Origin of the sequence: Nonomuraea sp. NPDC049695 (genome assembly GCF_040674955.1) — a bacterium.
GTDB lineage: Bacteria > Actinomycetota > Actinomycetes > Streptosporangiales > Streptosporangiaceae > Nonomuraea > Nonomuraea helvata.
The window spans coordinates 451,451-471,341 of record NZ_JBFANV010000001.1 but is presented as its reverse complement, the minus strand read 5'-3'; the positions used below and the strand labels follow the sequence as shown (position 1 = coordinate 471,341).

Here is a 19,891-nt window from a genome sequence, read left to right as displayed (position 1 = left end):
GTCAGCCCTCCGCGGAGGCGTCCAGTTCGCCGTTGAGCGCGAGCTCGGACGCCTCGTCCAGGTCGAGCCTGGCGCCGTCCTCGGACGCGTTCTTGTAGGCCAGCTCGCCCAGCCGCCGCACGCACTCGCGCACGCAGGCGTTGTGATCGTCGGTCAGGAACGGTGAACCCATCTGCGGCAGGCCGGCCGACTTCCAGTTCTGCTGGAGCGCGCCGAGCAGCTTGGCGGCCAGCTGCAGATCGCCGCGGGCGACGAAGATGCGTGCCACCGTCTCCAGCACCAGCAGGCTGCCGAGCGTGTCGTGGAAGTGCCGCTTGATCCGCAGCCCCTCCCTGGCGCTCTTCAGCGCCTCCTCGACCTGGTTCGTCGCGAGCCTGGTCAGTGACAGGGCCCACTGCGCGTACGAGCTGACCCAGAGCTCGCCGCGCTCCCTGCACACCTGCAGGCAGTCCTGCAGCAGCGACTCCGCCTCGTAGAACTCGCCCTGCGCCGACAGCACCAGCGACAGCTCGACGATGGCGGGCAGCAGGCCGGGGTTCAGCTCCTTGTTGTCGGTGTTGAACTCGATCGCCACGCCCAGCAGCGCGCTCGCCTTCTGCAGGTCGCCCTGGAGCAGCGCGGCCGTGCCCTGCATCTTGGAGGCCAGGATCACGGCCCTGGAGTCACCGACCCTGACGGCCTCCGTGCCGCACTCCTCGGCCGCCTTCAAAGCGCCCGCGCTGTCGCCCTGAGCACTGCGCACGTACGAGAGCACCCACAGCGCCTTGCAGCGCTCCTTGCTCATGGTGGGATTGGCCTGGAGCGCCCTCTCCAGGTAGAGCCGCCCCTCGCGGGTGAATCCGCAGCACACCCACATGAACCACAGCGACGACAGCAGGGTCAGCGCCAGGTGCGCCCTGCTCGGCGACTTGAGCGCGTAGTCGAACGCCAGCCGTACGTTGTCGTGCTCCTGCCGCATTCGGATGAACCAGTAGATCTGCCGCGGCCCCGACCAGGCGTTCTCGCTGCGCTGGGCCAGGCTCAGGTAGTACTCCAGATGCCGCTGCTGGATCTGCTCCCGTTCGCCGAGCTTGTCCAGCCACTCCTCGCCGTACTCCGCGAGGGTGTCGATCAGCTTGTAGCGGACGCCGGCGTGGTTGCTGCGGATCATCAGGATGGACTTCTCGACCAGCCCGGTGACCAGGTGGGTGATGTCATCGGAGGCCAGCCGCGGGTCGGAGCAGACGAACCTGGCCGCGTCCAGCTCGAAGTCCTTCGAGAACACCGACAGGCGCGCCCACAGCAGCCGCTCCGCGGGCTCGCACAGCTCGTGACTCCACCCGATGGCCGCCCGCAGCGTCTGGTGCCTCGGCAGCGCCGTCCGGCTCGCGCCCGCCAGCAGGCTGAACCGGTCGGCCAGCAGCCCGAGAATCTGCTCCACGGACAGCGCCCGCATCCGCACGGCCGCCAGCTCGATCGCGAGCGGGATCCCGTCGAGCCTGCGGCACAGCTCGGCCACGGGGCCGATGTTGTTCTCGTCGAGGACGAAGTCCGGCACGCTGGCCCCGGCCCGCGCCGCGAACAGCTGCACGGACTCGTTCGTGAACAGGCTCTCGCCCGGGTCGTCGCCCGGCACCTGCAGCGGCGGCACCGGCATGACGTGCTCGTACGGCAGGTTCAGCGACTGCCGGCTGGTGGCCAGCACCTTCAGGTTGGGCGCAGCCTCCAGCAGCTCGTGGACCAGCTCGGCGCACCCGGACACCAGGTGCTCGCAGGTGTCGATGATGAGCAGCATGTCGCGCTCGCCCACCCACTCGGCCAGCGACTCCGACTCCGCGCGCGAGGACTGGTCGGCGATGCCGAGCGCGGAGGCGATGGTCTGCTTGACCATGCCCGCGTCCTGCAGCCGCCCGAGATCGGCGAACCACACGCCGTCGGGATAGTGCGAGCGCACCTGATGCGCCAGCCGCAGCACCGTGCGGGACTTGCCGACACCCCCGATGCCCGTCACGGTCACCAGGCGAGACTCGTTGAGGTGCCGTTTGAGGGTGGCGAGGAGACGCGTCCGGCCCACGAAGCTGGTGAGCTCCGCCGGCAGATTGCCTTCTCGCCGCCAGCCTGTCGGGGTGGACATGGGCAGCCTCACGGGGGGTAGGCGACACCTGCCTTCGCATCGTACCGCCGCAGCAATCGCCTGTCTTTGGACCTGTGAACACGCTCGGTGCAGGTTTGTGCGTCTGGGTAGCATGTTGGGCGTGAGCGAATTTCTACCGGAGCAGACGGCGGACGACACGGACGAGGGCTGGGGCGACTGGCGCGAGGCCGACCCGGACGCCTTCTACCTGGACAACAAGCCCCCGCACTGGGCATAGATCCCCAGGGTGACCATGACGCGACCCCCCGCACTGCGCGCCGCGACGCCCGCGGACTACGACGCCATAGCCGCCGTCGTCGACGACTGGTGGGGCCGCCCGGTCCTGCCGTCCCTGCCCAGGCTCTTCCTCGACCACTTCCACCGGACGAGCCTGATCGCGGAGGGCCCGGCGGGCATGGCGGGGTTCCTGATCGGGTTCCTCTCCCCGTCCGAGCCGGACGAGGCGTACATCCACTTCGTCGGCGTCTCGCCCGAGGCCAGGCACGGCGGCGTCGCCCGCACCATGTACGAGCGCTTCTTCGAGCTGGCCCGCCGGCACGACCGGCGCGTCGTGAAAGCCATCACCGCGCCCGTCAACCAGGCGTCCATCGCGTTCCACCGCCGCATGGGGTTCGAGGCCGGCGACCCGGTGCCCGGCTACAACGGCCCCGGAACGAGCCTGGTGACCTTCGTACGTCACTTTGCGTGACGTATAGCGCACGACCGGTATGCGTTCCCGGAAACGGGGAATGGCAGACCACGATCACGTGCGCAAGGAGGATCGGGTGGCCGAACGTCCCCAGCAGCTGCGGCTGGCCGGTGAGCTGGTCGCCGAGTTCGCCGGGACCATGGTGCTCATCCTGTTCGGCGTCGGCGTGGTCGCGCAGGTGGTCGCCGCCAAGCTCGGCGACCACGACAGCATCGCCTGGGCCTGGGGGATCGGGGTCGCGCTCGGCGTCTACGTGGCGGGCCGGACCACGGGCGCGCACCTCAACCCGGCCGTCACGCTGGGGTTCGCGGTCTTCCGCGGGTTCGACTGGGGCAAGGTCGTCCCGTTCGCGCTGGCGCAGACGGCCGGGGCCTTCGCCGGGGCGCTCATCGTGCGGTGGAACTACACCGAGGCGCTGGCCATGGTGGACCCCGGGCACACGATCAAGACCCAGGGCGTCTTCTCCACCCTGCCGGGCAACGGCACGCTGCCGGTGACCCAGCTGGGCGCGCTCCGCGACCAGATCATCGGCACCGCCATCCTCCTCTTCGTCGTCTTCGCCCTGTCCGACACCGCCAACATGGCCCCCAGCGCGAACCTCGGCCCCGTCGTCATCGGCCTACTCATCGTCGGCATCGGCATGGCCTTCGGCGCCGACGCCGGTTACGCGATCAACCCGGCGCGCGACTTCGGCCCGCGCCTGGCGAGCTTCATCACCGGGTACGGCACCGCGTGGCGAGATCAGCACGGCGGCCTGTACTTCTGGGTGCCGATCGTGGGCCCGCTGATCGGCGGGGTCATCGGGGCCGGCCTGTATCAGGTGTGCATCGCCCGGTTCCTCCCGCCGGGCATGGACCGCGACACCGTGAAGCCGTCGGACGCGTGAGAGGGCGATGCCCTAGCTCACCACGTCCTTGCGCCGGAACCGCCGGAAGGCGACCGCGACGAGGATGGCCGCGTACGTGATCGACACCGAGGCGCCCTTGGCCATGCCGCTCCAGTCCAGCTCCGGCGCCAGCGCGTCGAGCCAGGCGTTGTTCCAGAACGTGGGCAGGAACTCGCGCACCCCCCCGAGCGCCTCCACGGCCTGCAGGATGTTGGAGACGATCCAGAGGCCGACCGCGCCGCCCACCGCGCCCAGCGGCGAGTCGGTCATGGTGGAGACCAGGAAGGCCAGGGCGGCCACCACGAGCTGGCTGACCAGGGCGTACCCGATGACGATGCCGAAGCGCGGCAGCACGTCCAGCGCCGGGATCGTCTCACCCGTGCCGGGCACCTGGATGTCGTTCCAGCCGAAGGCCAGCGTGCCCGCGAGCAGCGCCATCAGCGGCAGGCAGATCACCGCCGCGGCCGAGTAGCCCAGCGCCACGATCAGCTTCTGCCGCAGCAGCCGGTCGCGGGGGACCGGCGCGGCCAGAAGGTAACGCAGTGACGACCAGTTGGCCTCGCTCGCCACGGTGTCGCCGCAGAACAGCGCGACCGCCACCACCAGCAGGAAGCTGGCCGACACCGACAGGGCGAAGGCCGCGAAGTTGAGGCCGCTCGCCGTCGCGAGGTCGGAGATGCGCAGCGACGACTGACCCTGCCCGCTGGACTGCGGCCCGAACTGGAACGCGATCACGAGGATCCACGGCAGCGCCAGCAGCAGCCCGAACATGACCATCGTCCGCCGCCGCTTGAACTGCCTGACGATCTCCACGCGCAGCGGGAGCGTGTGGTGGGCCGCGTAGCCCGTGGCGGCGGTCATGACTTGTCTCCGATGAGGTCGAGGAACACGTCTTCCAGGCGCGGCCCGTGCCCGTTGCCGTTCCCGGCGACGGTGGCCGACGTGAGCAGCTGCGACACCGGGCCGGTGGAGACCAGCCGTCCCCGGTGCATGACCACGACGTGGCTGCAGGTCTGCTCCACCTCGGCCAGCATGTGGCTGGAGACGATCACGGTACGGCCGTCGCGCGCGTAGCGCTTGAGCACCTCGCGCATCTCCCGGATCTGGGGCGGGTCGAGCCCGTTCGTGGGCTCGTCGAGCACCAGCAGGTCCGGCAGCCCCAGCATGGCCTGGGCGATGGCGAGCCGCTGGCGCATGCCCTGCGAGTACGTGCGGACGGCCCGGTCCAGGGCCTTGCCGAGGCCGGCGATCTCCAGCGCCTCGTCGAAGTGCGCGTCGGCGGCCGGTCGCCCGGTGGCGGCCCAGTACAGGTCGATGTTGTCCCGCCCGGACAGGTGCGGCAGGAACCCGGGCCCCTCGACGAACGACCCCAATCTGGACAGCACGGGCGCCCCGGGCGTGACGAGGTCGCCGAAGATGCGGATCTCGCCGCCGTCCGGCTGGATGAGGCCCATCATCATGCGCATCGTGGTCGTCTTGCCCGCGCCGTTCGGCCCCAGGAGGCCGAGGACCTGGCCCTGCTCGACGCGGAACGACAGCCCGTCGACGGCCAGCTCCCCGTTCCTGTACGCCTTGGTCAGCCCGGTGATCTCCAGCGGGACGTCCTTGTCGCCGGTCGCCCCGCCCGGCTGCGGCTGCCCGCCGGCCACCGGAGCAAGGGGTCGCCGGGTGCGGCGGCCGGTGACCAGCAGGACGGCGGCGACGACCACGGCGGCCAGCGGCATGGCCCACACCCACCACGCCACCCCGGTCGGGGGAGCGGCGAGCGTGCGCACCGTCGGCACGGCCAGCTCGGGAGAGGCGAGTGAGACCTGGTACGTGGCCGGTGCGGCGGGGGTCGCGTAGCCCATGTCCGTCGTGGTCACCACCAGCCGGAGCCGGTGGCCCGCGGCGAAGCGGTAGTCGACGGCGGGCAGGGTCACCGTGGCCTCCACGCTGCCAGCGCCGTCGGGGATCGTCACCCTGATCGGCGCCACCAGCCCGGCGGGCAGGATCGGCAGCTGGGTGCCGTCGGCCACGTCGTACAGCTTGGCGAACAGCGTCGCCTCGCCCTTGCCCGACACCTTGATCCGGACCGTGGAGCTGCCGGTGAGCTGGAGCGGCGCGGTGAGCGGCCGCGACTCGAACGCGGCGCTCTGGCCGGGCATGTCGATCGACACGCCGGTGCCGCCCTGGCCGCCGCCGGTCAGCAGGCCGCCGACGCCGGGCACCGTCGAGATCGAGGCGGGCGCGCCGCCCGGCGGGTTGACGATGTTCTGCTCGGGGCCGTTCAGCTGCACGGTGGTGGTGTCGGTGCCCCCCAGGCCGGGATAGGAGCCGGCCTCCGGGTGCAGGCGGATGCGCTGGCGGGTGCCCGGGTCACGGCCTCCGTCACGGGTGACCGTGAACGCGCTCACCGCCGGAGCCGACTTGTCGCCCTTGAGGTAGCGCGCGAACCAGGCCGAGGACTGCTCGGCCACCCAGTCGGCCTCGCCGTTGCCGCCGTCGTGCCCGCCGTCGAACCAGGCCAGGCTCACCGGGGTGCCCGTCGCGGCGATCGCCTTGGCGGTGGCGTCGGCGTGGCCCAAGGGGAACAGCGAGTCGCGCTGGCCCTGGATGAGCAGGGTCGGCGCCTTGATCCGGCCGGCCACGGTGATCGGGCTCGACTTGCGCAGGAGGGCGACGGCCTCGGGCGTGGCCCGGCCGTCCTTGGCGACCTGCTGGTAGACGTCGCAGATGGCGGGCAGGAACCTGCCGCAGCGCGCCTGCTCGGGGGTCAGCGGCCCGGCGGCGGCCTGCCGCCGCCCCTGCAGCGCGAAGGTGTCCAGGGAGACGCCCTGGCCGAAGAAGATCCCTGCCCACATGCGCTTGAAGACACCGCTGGTGGCGGTCGTGGCCCCGGCGGGGGCGGCCGCGTTGGGGAAGAGCGCGTCGGACAGGTCGGACCAGGTGATCTGGGGCACGATCGCGTCGACCCGCTGGTCCAGGGCCGCCGTCATCAGCGCGATGGCGCCGCCGTACGAGCCGCCCGCGATGCCCACGCGGGGGTCGTTCGCGGCGTCGAGCTGGACCTCCGGCCGCTTGGCCAGCCAGTCGATCAGCTGCTTGACGTCCTTGACCTCGTAGTCGGGGGAGTTGAGCGCGATCTCGCCGGTCGAACGGCCGAAGCCGCGCGCCGACCAGGTCAGCACCGCGTAGCCCTGCCGGGCGACGCGGAGCGCCTGCTCCCGCACGCTCTGCTTGCTGCCGCCGAAACCGTGGGCGATCAGTACGGCCGGCGCCTTCCCGCCGTCCGGGGGCGGGAAGAAGCTCGTATCGAGCTCCACCCGTTGGTCGTCGGCAGGTCCGTCGACGACGGTGATCCTCTGGTCCTGGGCCCGCACCGCAGGAGCCGACGGCCACACCAGCCACGCCGTCACCCCGATGAGGGCGAGTGCCGCAACCAGCGCGGCCACACGCTTCATGACGGTGAGCCTACTTTCCGCACCTGAGAGATCCCTGAGATCGATGATCCGGCCTGACCGGCCGCCTGCGCCGGGGAAAATCAGCGGCGGCGAGATCGGGGACCCGCCTACGCTCCTCCCCATGGACTATCTGGACGTCAACCGGGCCAACTGGAACGCGCGAGTCCCCATCCACGTCGCCAGCGACTTCTACGACGTCGAAGGCTTCAAGTCGGGCGGGATCGCGATCAGGTCGTTCGAGCGGGACGAGGTCGGCGACGTGTCCGGCCGCAGCCTGGTGCACCTGCAGTGCCACTTCGGCCTGGACACCCTCTCCTGGGCCAGGCTCGGCGCCGAGGTGACCGGCCTCGACTTCTCGGAGGCCGCCATCGAGCAGGCCAGGGGCATCGCCGCCGAATGCGGCATCCCCGCCCGGTTCGTCACCGCCGACGTCTACGACGCGGTCGAGGCGCTCGGCGGGGCCACGTACGACATCGTCTACACCGGCATCGGCGCGCTGGTGTGGCTGCCCGACCTCACCCGGTGGGCCGAGACCGTGGCCCGCCTGCTCAAGCCGGGCGGATTCCTCTATCTCGCGGAGCTTCACCCGTTCGCCGACATCCTGGACTACGAGACGGGCGCCACCGTCACCCACGACTACTTCGCGAAGGGCCCCCACGTCTGGGAGTTCCCGCACACCTACACCGGCAGCGAGGTCCTCACGCACCAGACCTCGGTGCAGTTCCAGCACGGCGTGGGCGAGGTGATCAGCGCGGTGGCGGCGGCCGGGTTGCGGGTGGAGTTCCTGCACGAGCAGGACTACACCTTCTACCAGCGCTTCGCCACCCTGACCGCGAGCGAGGGTCACTACCGGTTCCCGGAGGGCGCCCCGAGGATCCCGCTCGTCTACTCCCTGCGGGCGTCGGCGCAGAGCGGATCTTCGATGACATAGCCCTTCATTGCCCGAGCAACGAAGCAACGCGCGGAACCGTAAGATGCACTCCCGTGAAGTCTCCAGCATCGTTCAAGAAGGCCGCCGCTTGGGCACTGCCGTACTGGACCAGAGGTCAGGCGGGGCGTGAGACCCCGCAGGACCTGTTCAGGGTGCTCTATTTCGGCTGGCTGGTGGCGCTCACGCTCAAGCTGCTCGGCTCGGCGTGGGACGTCTCGTGGCACTTCAAGTGGCTGCGCGACGATCTCGCCCCGCCCCACCTGCTCAACTCCGCCGGCACGGCCGTCGCCCTCGCCCTGACCGTGATCCACGGCTACACGGGGTACGGCGTGGACAAGGCGGCGCTCCGGCTGATCCAGTGGGGGACCGGGATCTTCCTCGTCGCCGTGCCGCTCGACCTGATCAACCACCGCGTCAACGGGCTCGACATCACGTCATGGAGCCCGTCGCACCTCATGCTCTACCTGGGCACGTTCTTCATGATCGCGGGCGTGATCCGCGGCTGGTTCATGGGCGCGCCCCCGGGCAGGGAGCGGACCGTGGTGCTGGGCGCGTTCTTCGCATTCTTCCTGGAGAACGTGCACTTTCCCGAGCAGCACCAGGAGTACGGCACCCTGTCGATCGGCGCCTGGGACAACCACGCGACCTACGCCGAGCCGATCCTGCTCCGGTTCGCGGCCGACCAGATGGGGCGGCCGGTGGACCGTACGATGATGGTGGGCTTCTCCCTGCCGGTGCCCGACTACCTCTATCCCGTCTACGCGGTGGTCGTCGGGCTGGCGGTGCTGGTGGTGGCCAGGCTGATGATCGGCAGGTTCGGCGCCGCGACCCTGGTGGCGGCCGGCTACGTGGGCTTCCGCACGGTGATCTGGCCGCTGTTGACGGTCACCGGGTTCCCGCCGTCGGCGGTGCCGTTCTTCCTGGTCGTCGCGGGGCTCCTGGTCGACCTCGCGTTCCTGGTGCGGATGCCGTACGTCCGGGCCGTGCTGGGGTCGATCGGCGGGACGGCCGCCGTCTACGGCGCGCTGGCGGCGCAGAGTGCGATCATGGGCGGCGTGTACGGCGCGATCAAGGGCCAGGAAGGGCTGCTCGGTGCGCCCCCGCAGGCCATGTCGTCGGCCGTCTGGGCAGGGCTCGGCCTGCTGATCGTCTGGCTGGCCGTGGAGTGGATCGCGGACAAGCGCAGACCTCAGACGATGGAGGCCCGGGTGATCGCGACCGCCACGCCGTAGGCCAGCCCCATCACTCCGACCTCGGCCGCCGCCCATCCCACCAGGGCGGTGGCCCGCCCCCGGCGCACGGCCGGCATCAGGCGGAAGCGGATGTGCGCGGCCATCGGCACCAGGGCCGCCACCAGCGCCGTCTTGACCACCACCAGCACGCCGTAGTGGCTGGTCAGGATCGAGTCGGGAAGCGTCACGCCGGGGGTGAGCGCCATCGTGCCGAGCCCGTTGATCAGCCCGGACAGGCCCACCATGAGCAGGCACACGGTGGCGATCCTGGAGAACCTGGGCAGCACCCGGGCCAGCAGGTCGCCGTGCGGCGCCACGAACACGGCCGTCGCCGCCAGCCCGCCCGCCCACGCGGCCGCGCCCATCACGTGGATCTCCATCGAGATCATGATGGGGTCGTGCCAGACGGAGTTCACGGCGTGCCCGGTGACGGGGATGGGCAGCAGCCCGAACAGCCCCACGATCACCCGCAGCTCGGCGGGCACCTTCTCGCCGAACCGCACGGCCATCAGCCCGATGCCCGCCGCCGCCAGCGCGCACGCCGCGCTGAACAGCAGGCCCTGGCCGGTGCCGACCTCTTCGACGTACGAGGCGATCATCCCGAACGTCGGCACGCGGCCGGGGTTCAGCTCGGCCGTCTGGAACACGATGGTGAGCAGCGCGCAGATCGCCCACGCCCAGGCGGCGATCACCGCCAGCGGCCGCACCCTGAGCATGACGGGCTCCGTACGCTCCGGGTCGTCGAACCCGAGCAGCTTGGGCAGCAGGCTCAGCCCGACCACGGCGACGGCCGACAGGTCGAGCAGCACGCGGACGACGGGCAGCCCGACGGAGACCAGCGGGCCCGGCATGGGGATGCCGGGGACGGCCTGCTGCGCGGCGAACGAGCTCGCCGCCACGGCGGAGACGACGGCGCACACGCCGAACGCCCCGGCCACCAGCCGACCGCCGATCCGTTGCCGGGGGACGGGAGGTGCGGAAACGCTCACGCCCGCACCCCGTCGGCCGTGCCCTCCGCCGCCTCCGGCCGCGCCGCCCCGGCGGCCCGCCGCGCGCCGGACGACGCCTCGGGCCCGTCGGACGGGTGCGGCTCGGCGGCGGATTTCGCTTCTTCGGACGGGTGCGGGTCGGCGGCCTTCGGTCCTTCGGACGGGTGCGGGTCGGCCGTGGCCTCAGGTCCTTCCGGGGGCTGAGGACCCGAGTGCGGCCGGGCTCCTTCGGAGGTGGAGGCCGGCGGCTGTGGCTCCCCGGCGGAGCGCGGGTCGGAGGCGGGCTGGGGCGCCCTGGTGGGCTGGGGTTCCGCGGCGAGGTGCGGGTCGGAGGCCGACTGGGGTTCCCCTGTGAGGTGCGGGTCCGAGGCGGGCTGGGCGGCCGGGGGGAGGGACGGGCCGGAGCGGCGCAGGGCCACGGCCGTGCCCGCCGCCAGCACCAGCAGCGCGCCCACGACCCACACCACCGCCATGCCCGCCCCGCCGTTGGCGGCCGCCTCGGCGGCCTCCGCGCTGGTGCCCTGGGCCGCCTGCGCGGTGGCGGCGGCCGGGGCGCCGACGGCGCCGGGGGAGAGGGTGAAGGAGATCCTGCCGGTGACCGGGTGGCCGTCGGACGACAGGATCCGGTAGCCCACCACGTACGACCCTCCGGCCGGCAGCGGCTTGACGCGTACGGAGACCCGCTCGGCCGCCACCACGGCGGACCCGTCCGCCCATGAGGACCCGTCCGCGCCCGTCACGCCCACCTGGGCGTATCCCTGACGCACCGTCTGGTCGAACACCAGTGTCACCGTCGAGGGCGCGGCCGACAGCGTGGCCCCGTCCTTGGGGTCGCTGCTGACCAGCACGTTGTGTGCCTGGGCCGCGGGCACCGCCAGCCAGGCGGTGGCGAAGGCGAGCAGGAGGACCGTGAGTAGCCGCCTCAAGGGTCAGAACCTTCCAACGAAAACAACGAACCTGTATATGGTCCCATTCATGACGGACCTGTTCGGCGGCGCGGCCCCGTACTACGCGAAATACCGATCCGGCCACGGCGACCCCGCCATTGAGCACCTGGCCATGACGTTCGGCCGCGACAGCACCGTGCTCGACCTCGGCTGCGGCCCCGGCACGATCGCGATCCCGCTCGCCCGGAGCGTGCGCGAGGTCCTCGCGGTCGATCCCGACGAGGAGATGCTGGCGGAGGGCAGGCGGCTGGCGGTGGACGTCCCGAACGTCCGCTGGATCCGGGGCGACTCCACGAGGCTGCGCGAGCTGCCGGCGTTCGACCACATCGTCATGGGCAGGTCGTTCCACTGGATGGACCGCCGTACGGTGCTGGCCGAGCTGGACGAGCTGCTGCCGCCCGGCGGCGTCGTGGCGGTCGTCGGCCCCACCCGCGACCCTCAGGAGGAGCCGTGGGAGCCCGCCATGCGACGGGTGCGTGACGAGTTCGACGTGAACACGTTCACGGCGACCAACTCCTACCAGGCCACCGGGGAGCACCCCCACGACGTCCTGGCCGTCTCGCCGTTCAGCGACATGGACTCCACCATGTACGAGGACCGCCTGGTGTACGACCTGAACGCCGTCATCGGCCTGCAGCTCTCCTACTCCTACACGGCCCCCGCCCGCCTCGGCGCCCGGGTGGAGTCGTTCAAGGAGGCGGCCAGGAAGGCGCTGCTCAGGCTCAACCCCACCGGCAGGTGGGAGCACGTGGCGGTCACCGAGGTGCTGATCGCCCGGCGCCCGCGGACGTAGACCGCGGTCAGATGCCCATGGCCCGCCAGATCCGCCCGGTGAACGCGTTGATCAGCCCGATCTCGGCGCACAGCTCCCGGGTCCTGGCCACCGAGTCCCGGATCTCCCGCTTGGCCGCGGGATTGCGCAGGTAGACCTCGGCGACCACGTGGTCGGGGATCCGGAAGCGCCTGATCATCGGCCCCGGAGGGGCCAGCATGATCCGCGCCATCACCCCCAGGACGATCGGCGCCAGCACGCCCAGCATGAGCCGCCGGTACGCGGGCATCCGGGGCACCCGGTCACGCAGGTAATGCCGGGCGAAGGAGATGTGCCGGGCCTCCTCCGCGATGTGGATCCGCATGATCGTCTCTTCCAGCGGATGGTGCGCCCGCTCGTCCTTCAGCACCTTGCGCTGCACATGATCGATCGGATCCTCGCCGCCCAGCACGAACACGAAGAACAGCTCGGTCGAGACCAGCGGTATCCACGGCGCCACCTGCGCGATCACGGACAGCGGCCCCGGCATCCCCCGGATCGGCATCCGGGTACGGTTCACGAACTCCTGGAACATCATCCCGTGATGTCCCTCTTCGATGGTCTCGTGGTAGACGTACCGGAACTCCGGTGACCCGTTCGGCAGCCGGTAGGCGTAGTTGAGCAGCCCGCGCTTGAGCAGGTTCTCGAACTGCAGCCCGATCTTCATGGCCGTGGCCACCCGCCACAGCCCGATCGCCGCCCGCATCTCGGGCGGGCGGCTGCGGTACCACGGGTGGCCGCCCAGCTTGTCGACCTCGGGCAGCTCCCAGCGCGGGTCGGCCGGGTCCACCTGGAACTCGGGGTCGTCCCACGGGATGTCCCGGTACGGCTCCCAGTGCTTGTCGACCGACGCCTTCGAGAGGCGTTCGATGACCGCGTGGTAGGTGCCCCTGCCGGCGACCTGCTGGTCGCGTTCGCGGGCTGCGGTAGAGCGCGGTGCCGATGCCATCGCGTGCTCCTCTCCTCGCCCTGTAATTGTACGGAGCATCCAATAGCGCCGGAAGGGGGAGAGTCACAGCTTTTCGGCGGATATGCCGAGCTCGGCGGCGGCGGCCGTCCGGATCAGCACGTTCACCCGGCGCCTGGACAGCACCTTGGCGTGCACGTGTGTCTGGATCGCGAGCCCGTCAACGAGCGCGAGGATCCGCCACGTGGCGTCGTCGGAGTCGTCGCACTTGAACTCGCCGCACGCCACGCCGGCCTCGATGATCCCGCGTAACAGCATCCGGCCCTGGTAGTCGATGCGCCGCGAGATCTCCTCGAGCTCCGGGTTGCGCATCGCCTCGGACCACGCGTCGATCCACAGCCGCCACCCCTCGGTGGGGATCGCCGGGGAGCAGAGCCTGAGCAGGGTACGCAGGCGTTCGAGCGGCGTGCCCGTGGACTGCTCGATGTCGGCGAGGGCGTTGAGATGCAGGCGTGCGGCGTAGGTGAAGGCCTGGGCGAAAAGGCGTTCCTTGGTCTCGAAGTGGTAGAAGAGCAGCGCCTGACTGACGCCGGCGGCTCTTGCGATGTCAATTGTCCGGGTATGCCCGAATCCCTGCTCTGCGATGACCTCGCAGGCCGTCTTGAGTAAATCCTCGCGCCTTAATCGGCTGAACCCTGATGACACAGCGCGTAGCTCACCTCCGGTATCTCGAACAAGGTCAAAAAGCCTGTCATACCCAGCATCAGTCCTGCTGTATCGGTATGCGCAGAACGAAGCGGGCCCCGACGTCCGAATCCTCGATCTTGAGAGTGCCCTGGTGGAGTCGCGCGATCTCGCGCGCGATCGACAGGCCGAGTCCGGTGCCGCCGGCGTCGCGGCTGCGCGAGGCGTCCAGCCTGGTGAAGCGCCTGAAGACGACCTCGCGCTGCTCGGGCGCGATGCCCGCGCCGTCGTCGAGGACCTCCAGCACGGCCTCGCTGTTCCGCCGCACGGTCACGAGGATCGTGCTGTCGGCGTGTCGCTCGGCGTTGTCCAGCAGGTTCGTCAGCAGGCGAGCCAGCCTGAGCCGGTCGCCCATGACGACCACGCCGGGCTGCAGGCTCGTGATGACCTTCTTCGAGCGCGGCCGGGTGGTCTCGCCGGCGATCAGCTCCGCCAGGTCGACGGGTTCGAACGCTCCGGGGGCGCCCGCGTCGAGCTTGGCCAGGGCCAGCAGGTCGGTGACGATGTTCTGCAGCCGGTTGAGGCTGGCCATCAGCCTGTCGCCGGTGTCGCACCAATCGGTCTCCTGAGGGGCGAGCATGGCCGCCTCGAGCTCGGCCCGCATGGCCGTGATCGGGCTGCGCAGGTCGTGTGAGGCGTCGGAGGCGAACCTGCGCTGCTGCTCGATCGCGGCCTCCATCTGCGCCAGCATCCGGTTGGCGGCCTCCGCGAGCGCCTTGACCTCGTCGGCGTTCTCCGGGACCGGCACGCGCATGGCCTCCTCGCGCTGGGTGATCTCGATCAGCCGCTCGGTGATCTCGTTCACCGGCGCGAGCGTCCTGGCCACGACCTTGGACACGCCGAACCAGGTGATCATGATCAGCAGCACGGACATGCCGGTCGCGAAGCCGATGGCGGCCGGGCTGACGTACCAGGGCACAGTGGGATTGAAGGCGTAGACGAGCCACTCGCCGTCGGCCCGGTCGACGCGGGAGACGACCATGATCTGGCACTGGCCGCGGAACTGCGGCAGGCCGCACGCCTCGTCCACGCGTTCGCTCCTGACCGGGTCCGGCAGCGTCCGGGACAGGCGCGGCGAGCCCGACAGGTTGGGCGTCGAGGCCGCCACCTGCCCGGCCGGGCCGATGACCTGGGCGCCCTTCAGGGGGAGGTCGAAGACGGGGGTCAGCTCGTACTGCTTGATCCAGTGGATCGGGCGCCGGGAGACGGTGATCAACTCTCTCGTGCGGAGGTCGGTCGTCGCGTCGTGTGCCACCCACAACATGGCCGAGCCGGCCATCAGGCACAGCAGGGCCATCGCGACGCTGGCCCACAGAGCCAGCCGCGCGCGAATGGACTTACCCAGCCGTGCGATCACCTCAATCCCCTCGTAATCAGGTGATCACAGTACGTGCCTCTATCTCCAATTATGGGAGATTCGACGGCAAATCACGCTATGGGTCCCTAGAACGGCGCTCTATGCGTCGTTCTAGCCGCCTGGTTAGAGTAAGTGGGCCAAAAGTAAGTGGGCGCTGATGCCAAGGAGCCGATGTGAACCTTGCTGACTACCGGCGCGCCGCCAGAGCCTGGTTGCAGGAGAACGCTCCGACGGACGACGCGCCGGAGACGGACGCGATCGCCAGGGCCAAGGAGTTCATGGCCAGGCTCCACGACGCCGGCTACTCCGGCATCACCTGGCCCAGGCAGTGGGGCGGCCAGGGGCTGACGCAGGCGGAGGAGCGCGCGTTCGCCGCCGAGGCCCGCAGCTACGCGCTCCCCACGTACGTCTTCTCGATCGGTCTCGGCATGACCGGGCCGACGCTGGTCGACCGGGGCACCGACGCGCAGCGCGAGCGGTTTCTCCGGCCGCTGCTGCGCGGCGAGGAGATCTGGTGCCAGCTGTTCTCCGAGCCTGGCGCCGGCAGTGACGTGGCCAGTCTGCAGACGAGGGCCGAGCGCGACGGAGACCACTGGATCGTCAACGGGCAGAAGGTGTGGACCTCGGTCGCCCATCACGCCGACTGGGGCCTGCTGCTGGCCCGCACCGACGTGAACGTGCCCAAGCACAAGGGCCTGACCATGTTCGTGGTGGACATGCACCACCCGGGGGTGACGGTCAGGCCGCTGAAGGACATGAGCGGCAGGTCCGGCTTCAACGAGATCTTCTTCGACGACGTCCCCATCCCCGACGAGCACCGCGTCGGCGAGGTGAACGACGGCTGGAGCGTGGCCGTCACGACGCTGCTGCACGAGCGGCTGTCGATCTCGGCGGGCGTCGGCATGGGCGGCCAGAAGGACGACCCGACCGCGCTGGAGGCGCTGCGCCAGGTGGTCGACACCGAGGACCCGCTGGTCCGGGACGAGCTCGTGGAGCTGCACATCCGCAGCCGTGCCCTGGCGCTGTTCAACCAGCGGCTGGCGCAGGAGACCGAGGCAGGGATCTTCCCCGGCGCGCGGGGCAGCGTCGCGAAGCTGCTGCTGGCCGAGCTGACCATGTTCCGGGCCGACCTGGCCACCCGGCTCGTGGGGCCCGAGGCCGTGCTGGGCGACCACCCGCTCGCGCACGCGATCTCCCTGGCCCCCGCCATGTCGCTGGGCGGCGGCACCAACGAGATCATGCGTAACATCGTGGGCGACCGCGTGCTCAACCTGCCGCCGGAGCCGAGGGTGGACAAGAACGTGCCGTTCAAGGATCTGAAGGTGGGGACGCAGGGGTGAAGCTCGTACTCGATGAGGAGCAGCGGCAGCTCCGCGACGCCGTGCGTGACTTCCTGCGCACCGCCTCGCCGCTGCCCAAGGCGCGCGACGGCTACGACCCGCAGGTGTACGCCAGGCTCAACGGCGAGCTCGGCCTGCCAGGGCTGATCATCCCCGAGGAGTACGGCGGCGCGGGCGCGGGCATGGCCGAGCTGGCGGTCGCGCTGGAGGAGACGGGCGCGGCCCTGCTGCCGGGTCCGTTCCTGGCCACCGCCTTCGCCACGATCGCCCTGGCGGGCACGCCCGACAAAGAGCTGCTCGCCGCGATCGCCGAGGGCCGGATCACGGCCACCCTCGCCCGCGACACCCTCGACCACGACGGCACTGCCGTGCGCGGCACGCCGGCGCAGGTGCTCAGCGGCATGGAGGCGGACGTGCTGGTGGCGCCCGCCCGCAGCGGCGAGGAGACCGTACTCGTGGCCGTGGAGCTGGCCGGGCCCGGCGTCACCAGGACCGCGCTGGAGACGCTCGACCTGACGCGCGGCCAGGCGCGGGTGGCGCTGGAGGGGGCGCCCGCCCGCGTGCTGGGCCCGGCGCCGCAGGTCGGCGACCGGCTGTGCGTCGCGCTGGCGGCCGAGCAGCTCGGCGTGATGCGGGCGGCGCTGGACGCCATCGTGGCCTACGCCAAGATCCGCGTCGCGTTCGGCCGGTACATAGGCTCGTACCAGGGCGTCAAGCACAAGCTCGCCGACATGCACGCCAAGCTCGAACAGGCCGAGTCCATCGTCAGATTCGCCGCCTGGGCCGCCGACGAGTCGCCGGACGAGCTGCCCGAGGCCGCCGCCCTCGCCCAGGCGTACGTCGGCCGCGCCTGCTTCGAGGTGGCCCGCGACCACCTGCTGCTGTACGGCGGCATCGGTTTCACCTGGGAGCACGACGCGCATCTCTACTACAAGCGGGCCAAGGCGGACGAGGTGCTGCTCGGCCCGCCCCGCATCCACCGCGCCCGCCTTGCGCAGCTGTTGGAGCTCTAATGGACGTCGATCAGTTGCCCGGCTTCTACGCCATCGCCGCCGCCGACCCCGGCCGCCGCGCGGTGATCGACTCCGACGGCACGGAGACGTCCTACGGCGAGCTGCTCGCCCGGGTCAACCAGGTGTCGCACGGCCTCAGGGCGCGCGGGCTCGTTCCCGGTGACGTGGTGGCGGGCGTGCTGCCCAACGGCATCGACGCCATCATCATGATCACGGCGACCGCGCAGATCGGCCTCTACTACGTGCCGATCAACTGGCATCTGACGGCGTCCGAGGTGGCGTACATCCTGGACGACTGCGACGCCAAGCTCGTGGTCACCGGCCCCGGCTTCGCCGTGCAGGGAGCCGAGATCGGGACGGCGGGGCTTGCCGAAGGCCAGTCCGCCGACGCGCCCGGCGAGCGGACGTCCGGGGCGGTCATGTGGTATACCTCCGGCACCACCGGCTTCCCCAAGGGCGTGCAGCGGCCGCTGCCCGGGGTGGCGCCCGAGCAGATGATCCCGGCGTACAGGTGGTTCCTCGGCGAGGTCGTGGACCTGCGGCCGGGCGACGACGTGCATCTCGTGACCTCGCCGATGTACCACTCGGCGCCGTGCGCGCACACCCAGTTCGCGCTCCACCTCGGGCACACCGTGGTCATCGCGCCCAAGTTCGACCCGGTGACCATCCTCGAGCTCATCGAGCGGCATCGGGTGACCAACGCGATGATGGTGCCGACCATGTTCCACCGCATGCTGCAGCTGCCGGAGGAGGTCCGGGGCACGTACGACGTGTCGAGCCTGCGCCAGGTCATCCATACCGGCGCCGCCTGCCCGGTCTCGGTCAAGCAGCAGATCATGGACTGGTGGGGGCCGGTGCTGTACGAGTACTACGGCTCCACCGAGTCGGCCATCGCGTTCGCGGTCAAGCCGAAGGAGTGGCTCGCCAGGCCGGGCACCGTGGGCAGGCCCGTGCCCATGTTCGAGGCCAAGATCGTCGATGAGGCGGGCGTGGAGCTGCCGCCCCGCGAGCCGGGCATGATCTACGTCAAGTCCGGCATGGGCACGTTCGCGTACCACAAGGACCCGGAGAAGACCGCCGCCAGCATGCTGGGGGAGTGGTATTCGCCGGGCGACATCGGCTTCATGGACGAGGACGGCTATCTGTTCCTGTGCGACCGGCGGACCGATCTGATCGTCTCCGGCGGGGTCAACATCTACCCCGCCGAGATCGAGGCCGCCCTGCTCGAGCACCCGGCGGTGGCGGACGTGGCCGTCATCGGCGTGCCCGACGAGGAGTGGGGCCACAACGTGGTCGCCCTCGTCCAGCCCGCCGAAGGCGTCACGCCCGGCCCTCAGCTCACCGCCGAGCTGCTGGAGCACTGCGGGCCGCGCATCGCCAGGTTCAAGCACCCGAAGGTGATCGAATACCGCTCACCGCTGCCGCGCACGCCCACGGGCAAGATGTCACGCACCAAGGTGCGCGAGGACTACCTGTCGGAGCTGTGAAGCCGGGGACCCGCCGCCCGCCGGTAGCGCTCGGCCAGCTTCAGCACGGCCTCGGCCAGCTCCGGCGGGTCGAGCACCTCGAAGTCCACGCCGACCATCCCGATCCACACGGCCATCCCCTCCAGGTCGTCGCCGCCCAGCCTGAGCAGGCAGGTGGACTCGTCCACCGGCTCCACCTCCAGCCCCAGCGGCAGCACCTTCACCTGCTCGGCCGGGGCGTGCAGCAGCACCGTGCCGCGGTGGCGCCACATCGCCGTGTTGACGCCCCGCTCCACGAACGCCGCCACGTCGCCGTTCCCGGGCAGCTCGCGTGGGGTGAACCTGGGCCCGGCCGGCGTGCGCGGGCGCACCCTGTCCACCCTGAACGTGCGCCAGCCCTGCCGTTCGACGTCGTATCCCACGAGGTACCAGCGGCCGCGCCGGTGCACCAGGCGGTGCGGCTCCACGTTCCGCACGGTCGTCTCACCATCGTGGCCGGTGTAGTCGAAGCGGAGCCGCTCGTGGTCGCGGGCCGCGTTCGCGATCGTGGTCAGCACCTCGGGCGCCACCGACGGGGCGGTGCCGGGGATCTGCCCTGGTATCTGAACGGTGTAGGAGTTGAGCGCGCTCACCCGGCGGCGCAGCCGGGACGGGAGCACCTGCTCGAGCTTGGCCAGCGCGCGTACGGAGGTCTCCTCGATGCCCTCCACGCCGCCACCCGCCGCCCTGCCGAGCCCGACCGCGACCGCGACGGCCTCCTCGTCGTCGAGCAGCAGCGGCGGCAGCGCGGCCCCCGCCCCCAGCCGGTAGCCGCCCGCGACCCCCGGCGTGGCGTGCACGGGATAGCCGAGCGAGCGCAGGCGCTCGACGTCGTTGCGGATCGTCCTGGTGGAGACCCCGAGCCGGGTGGACAGCTCGGGGCCTGTCCATTCCCGGTGCGCTTGGAGGAGGGAGAGGAGTTTCAGCAGGCGGGCCGAGGTTTCCAGCATGGAGACCAGTGTGC

Annotated in this window: 17 protein-coding genes; 8 read left to right on the top strand and 9 right to left on the bottom strand. The window is 70.9% G+C overall.

What is annotated here, in order from left to right; genetic code table 11:
* Position 1: 1 nt before the first annotated feature.
* The gene (locus AB0J64_RS02145) at positions 2–2,113 is read right to left on the bottom strand and encodes an ATPase (protein WP_364019142.1); all 2,112 of its coding nucleotides are present in this window, start codon (positions 2,111–2,113) and stop codon (positions 2–4) included.
* 253 nt (positions 2,114–2,366) lie between these two features.
* Between AB0J64_RS02145 and AB0J64_RS02140 the strand changes: the two genes are divergently transcribed.
* Together AB0J64_RS02140 and AB0J64_RS02135 are read left to right on the top strand one after the other, a co-directional pair.
* Positions 2,367–2,822, top strand: a complete 456-nt coding sequence (locus AB0J64_RS02140; RefSeq protein WP_364019139.1) for a GNAT family N-acetyltransferase — start codon at positions 2,367–2,369, stop codon at positions 2,820–2,822.
* A 76-nt stretch (positions 2,823–2,898) separates the two neighbouring features.
* On the top strand, positions 2,899–3,708 hold the full coding sequence (locus tag AB0J64_RS02135; protein ID WP_364019136.1) for an MIP/aquaporin family protein: 810 nt from the start codon (positions 2,899–2,901) through the stop codon (positions 3,706–3,708).
* Positions 3,709–3,720: 12 nt separating this feature from the next.
* On the opposite strand, the gene AB0J64_RS02130 is transcribed toward AB0J64_RS02135, so the two are convergent.
* Positions 3,721–4,569: an ABC transporter permease subunit gene (locus AB0J64_RS02130; protein ID WP_364019133.1), complete on the bottom strand. Its 849-nt coding sequence runs from the start codon at positions 4,567–4,569 to the stop codon at positions 3,721–3,723.
* Positions 4,566–7,151 (bottom strand): CocE/NonD family hydrolase, encoded by a 2,586-nt coding sequence (locus AB0J64_RS02125; RefSeq protein ID WP_364019130.1) that lies wholly within the window; start codon positions 7,149–7,151, stop codon positions 4,566–4,568. The genes AB0J64_RS02130 and AB0J64_RS02125 overlap by 4 nt, the downstream gene beginning before the upstream one ends.
* Before the next feature lie 121 nt (positions 7,152–7,272).
* Here AB0J64_RS02125 and AB0J64_RS02120 point away from each other — a divergent pair, with 121 nt between their 5' ends.
* Both AB0J64_RS02120 and AB0J64_RS02115 read left to right on the top strand, forming a co-directional pair.
* A complete protein-coding gene (locus AB0J64_RS02120; RefSeq protein ID WP_364019128.1) occupies positions 7,273–8,082 on the top strand; it encodes a class I SAM-dependent methyltransferase in 810 nt (269 codons plus the stop codon).
* Positions 8,083–8,135: 53 nt separating this feature from the next.
* Entirely contained in the window at positions 8,136–9,314 is a 1,179-nt protein-coding gene (locus AB0J64_RS02115) for a hypothetical protein (RefSeq protein WP_364019125.1), read from the top strand.
* On the opposite strand, the gene AB0J64_RS02110 is transcribed toward AB0J64_RS02115, so the two are convergent.
* Together AB0J64_RS02110 and AB0J64_RS02105 are read right to left on the bottom strand one after the other, a co-directional pair.
* Positions 9,272–10,303, bottom strand: a complete 1,032-nt coding sequence (locus AB0J64_RS02110) for a CopD family protein (protein ID WP_364019122.1) — start codon at positions 10,301–10,303, stop codon at positions 9,272–9,274. The genes AB0J64_RS02115 and AB0J64_RS02110 overlap by 43 nt on opposite strands.
* Complete coding sequence (locus tag AB0J64_RS02105; protein ID WP_364019119.1) at positions 10,300–11,229, bottom strand: copper resistance protein CopC; 930 nt, start codon at positions 11,227–11,229, stop codon at positions 10,300–10,302. Before AB0J64_RS02105 ends, AB0J64_RS02110 begins: the two co-directional genes overlap by 4 nt.
* A gap of 49 nt (positions 11,230–11,278) precedes the next feature.
* Between AB0J64_RS02105 and AB0J64_RS02100 the strand changes: the two genes are divergently transcribed.
* Positions 11,279–12,043 carry a class I SAM-dependent methyltransferase gene (locus tag AB0J64_RS02100; protein ID WP_364019116.1) on the top strand — a complete coding sequence of 255 codons (765 nt, stop codon included), beginning with the start codon at positions 11,279–11,281 and terminating at the stop codon, positions 12,041–12,043.
* Between the two features lie 7 nt (positions 12,044–12,050).
* On the opposite strand, the gene AB0J64_RS02095 is transcribed toward AB0J64_RS02100, so the two are convergent.
* The 3 genes from AB0J64_RS02095 to AB0J64_RS02085 form a co-directional block, all read right to left on the bottom strand.
* The gene (locus tag AB0J64_RS02095) at positions 12,051–13,010 is read right to left on the bottom strand and encodes a diiron oxygenase (protein ID WP_364019113.1); all 960 of its coding nucleotides are present in this window, start codon (positions 13,008–13,010) and stop codon (positions 12,051–12,053) included.
* Positions 13,011–13,073: 63 nt separating this feature from the next.
* The gene (locus AB0J64_RS02090; protein ID WP_364019110.1) at positions 13,074–13,673 is read right to left on the bottom strand and encodes a TetR family transcriptional regulator C-terminal domain-containing protein; all 600 of its coding nucleotides are present in this window, start codon (positions 13,671–13,673) and stop codon (positions 13,074–13,076) included.
* Positions 13,674–13,731: 58 nt separating this feature from the next.
* Positions 13,732–15,069 (bottom strand): HAMP domain-containing sensor histidine kinase, encoded by a 1,338-nt coding sequence (locus AB0J64_RS02085; protein ID WP_364019107.1) that lies wholly within the window; start codon positions 15,067–15,069, stop codon positions 13,732–13,734.
* Positions 15,070–15,242: 173 nt separating this feature from the next.
* Here AB0J64_RS02085 and AB0J64_RS02080 point away from each other — a divergent pair, with 173 nt between their 5' ends.
* Genes AB0J64_RS02080 through AB0J64_RS02070 form a run of 3 tightly spaced genes read left to right on the top strand, consistent with a single transcriptional unit; the run spans position 15,243 to position 18,909 of the window.
* Positions 15,243–16,409, top strand: coding sequence for an acyl-CoA dehydrogenase family protein (locus AB0J64_RS02080; protein WP_364019104.1), 1,167 nt, complete (start codon positions 15,243–15,245; stop codon positions 16,407–16,409).
* Complete coding sequence (locus AB0J64_RS02075; protein WP_364019101.1) at positions 16,406–17,422, top strand: acyl-CoA dehydrogenase family protein; 1,017 nt, start codon at positions 16,406–16,408, stop codon at positions 17,420–17,422. The genes AB0J64_RS02080 and AB0J64_RS02075 overlap by 4 nt, the downstream gene beginning before the upstream one ends.
* Entirely contained in the window at positions 17,422–18,909 is a 1,488-nt protein-coding gene (locus tag AB0J64_RS02070) for an AMP-binding protein (protein WP_364019099.1), read from the top strand. The genes AB0J64_RS02075 and AB0J64_RS02070 overlap by 1 nt, the downstream gene beginning before the upstream one ends.
* Here the strand turns inward: AB0J64_RS02070 and AB0J64_RS02065 are convergent.
* On the bottom strand, positions 18,891–19,877 hold the full coding sequence (locus tag AB0J64_RS02065; protein ID WP_364019096.1) for a YafY family protein: 987 nt from the start codon (positions 19,875–19,877) through the stop codon (positions 18,891–18,893). The two genes, AB0J64_RS02070 and AB0J64_RS02065, sit on opposite strands and share 19 nt — an antisense overlap.
* Between the last annotated feature and the right edge of the window lie 14 nt (positions 19,878–19,891).

What these genes read in the sequence shown, in the direction of transcription:
- AB0J64_RS02070 (WP_364019099.1), top strand. Translation starts at nt 17,422, where the DNA reads ATGGACGTCGATCAGTTGCCCGGCTTCTACGCCATCGCCGCCGCCGAC.
- AB0J64_RS02130 (WP_364019133.1), bottom strand. Translation starts at nt 4,569, where the DNA reads ATGACCGCCGCCACGGGCTACGCGGCCCACCACACGCTCCCGCTGCGC.
- AB0J64_RS02140 (WP_364019139.1), top strand. Translation starts at nt 2,367, where the DNA reads ATGACGCGACCCCCCGCACTGCGCGCCGCGACGCCCGCGGACTACGAC.
- AB0J64_RS02095 (WP_364019113.1), bottom strand. Translation starts at nt 13,010, where the DNA reads ATGGCATCGGCACCGCGCTCTACCGCAGCCCGCGAACGCGACCAGCAG.
- AB0J64_RS02125 (WP_364019130.1), bottom strand. Translation starts at nt 7,151, where the DNA reads ATGAAGCGTGTGGCCGCGCTGGTTGCGGCACTCGCCCTCATCGGGGTG.
- AB0J64_RS02120 (WP_364019128.1), top strand. Translation starts at nt 7,273, where the DNA reads ATGGACTATCTGGACGTCAACCGGGCCAACTGGAACGCGCGAGTCCCC.
- AB0J64_RS02065 (WP_364019096.1), bottom strand. Translation starts at nt 19,877, where the DNA reads ATGCTGGAAACCTCGGCCCGCCTGCTGAAACTCCTCTCCCTCCTCCAA.
- AB0J64_RS02145 (WP_364019142.1), bottom strand. Translation starts at nt 2,113, where the DNA reads ATGTCCACCCCGACAGGCTGGCGGCGAGAAGGCAATCTGCCGGCGGAG.
- AB0J64_RS02100 (WP_364019116.1), top strand. Translation starts at nt 11,279, where the DNA reads ATGACGGACCTGTTCGGCGGCGCGGCCCCGTACTACGCGAAATACCGA.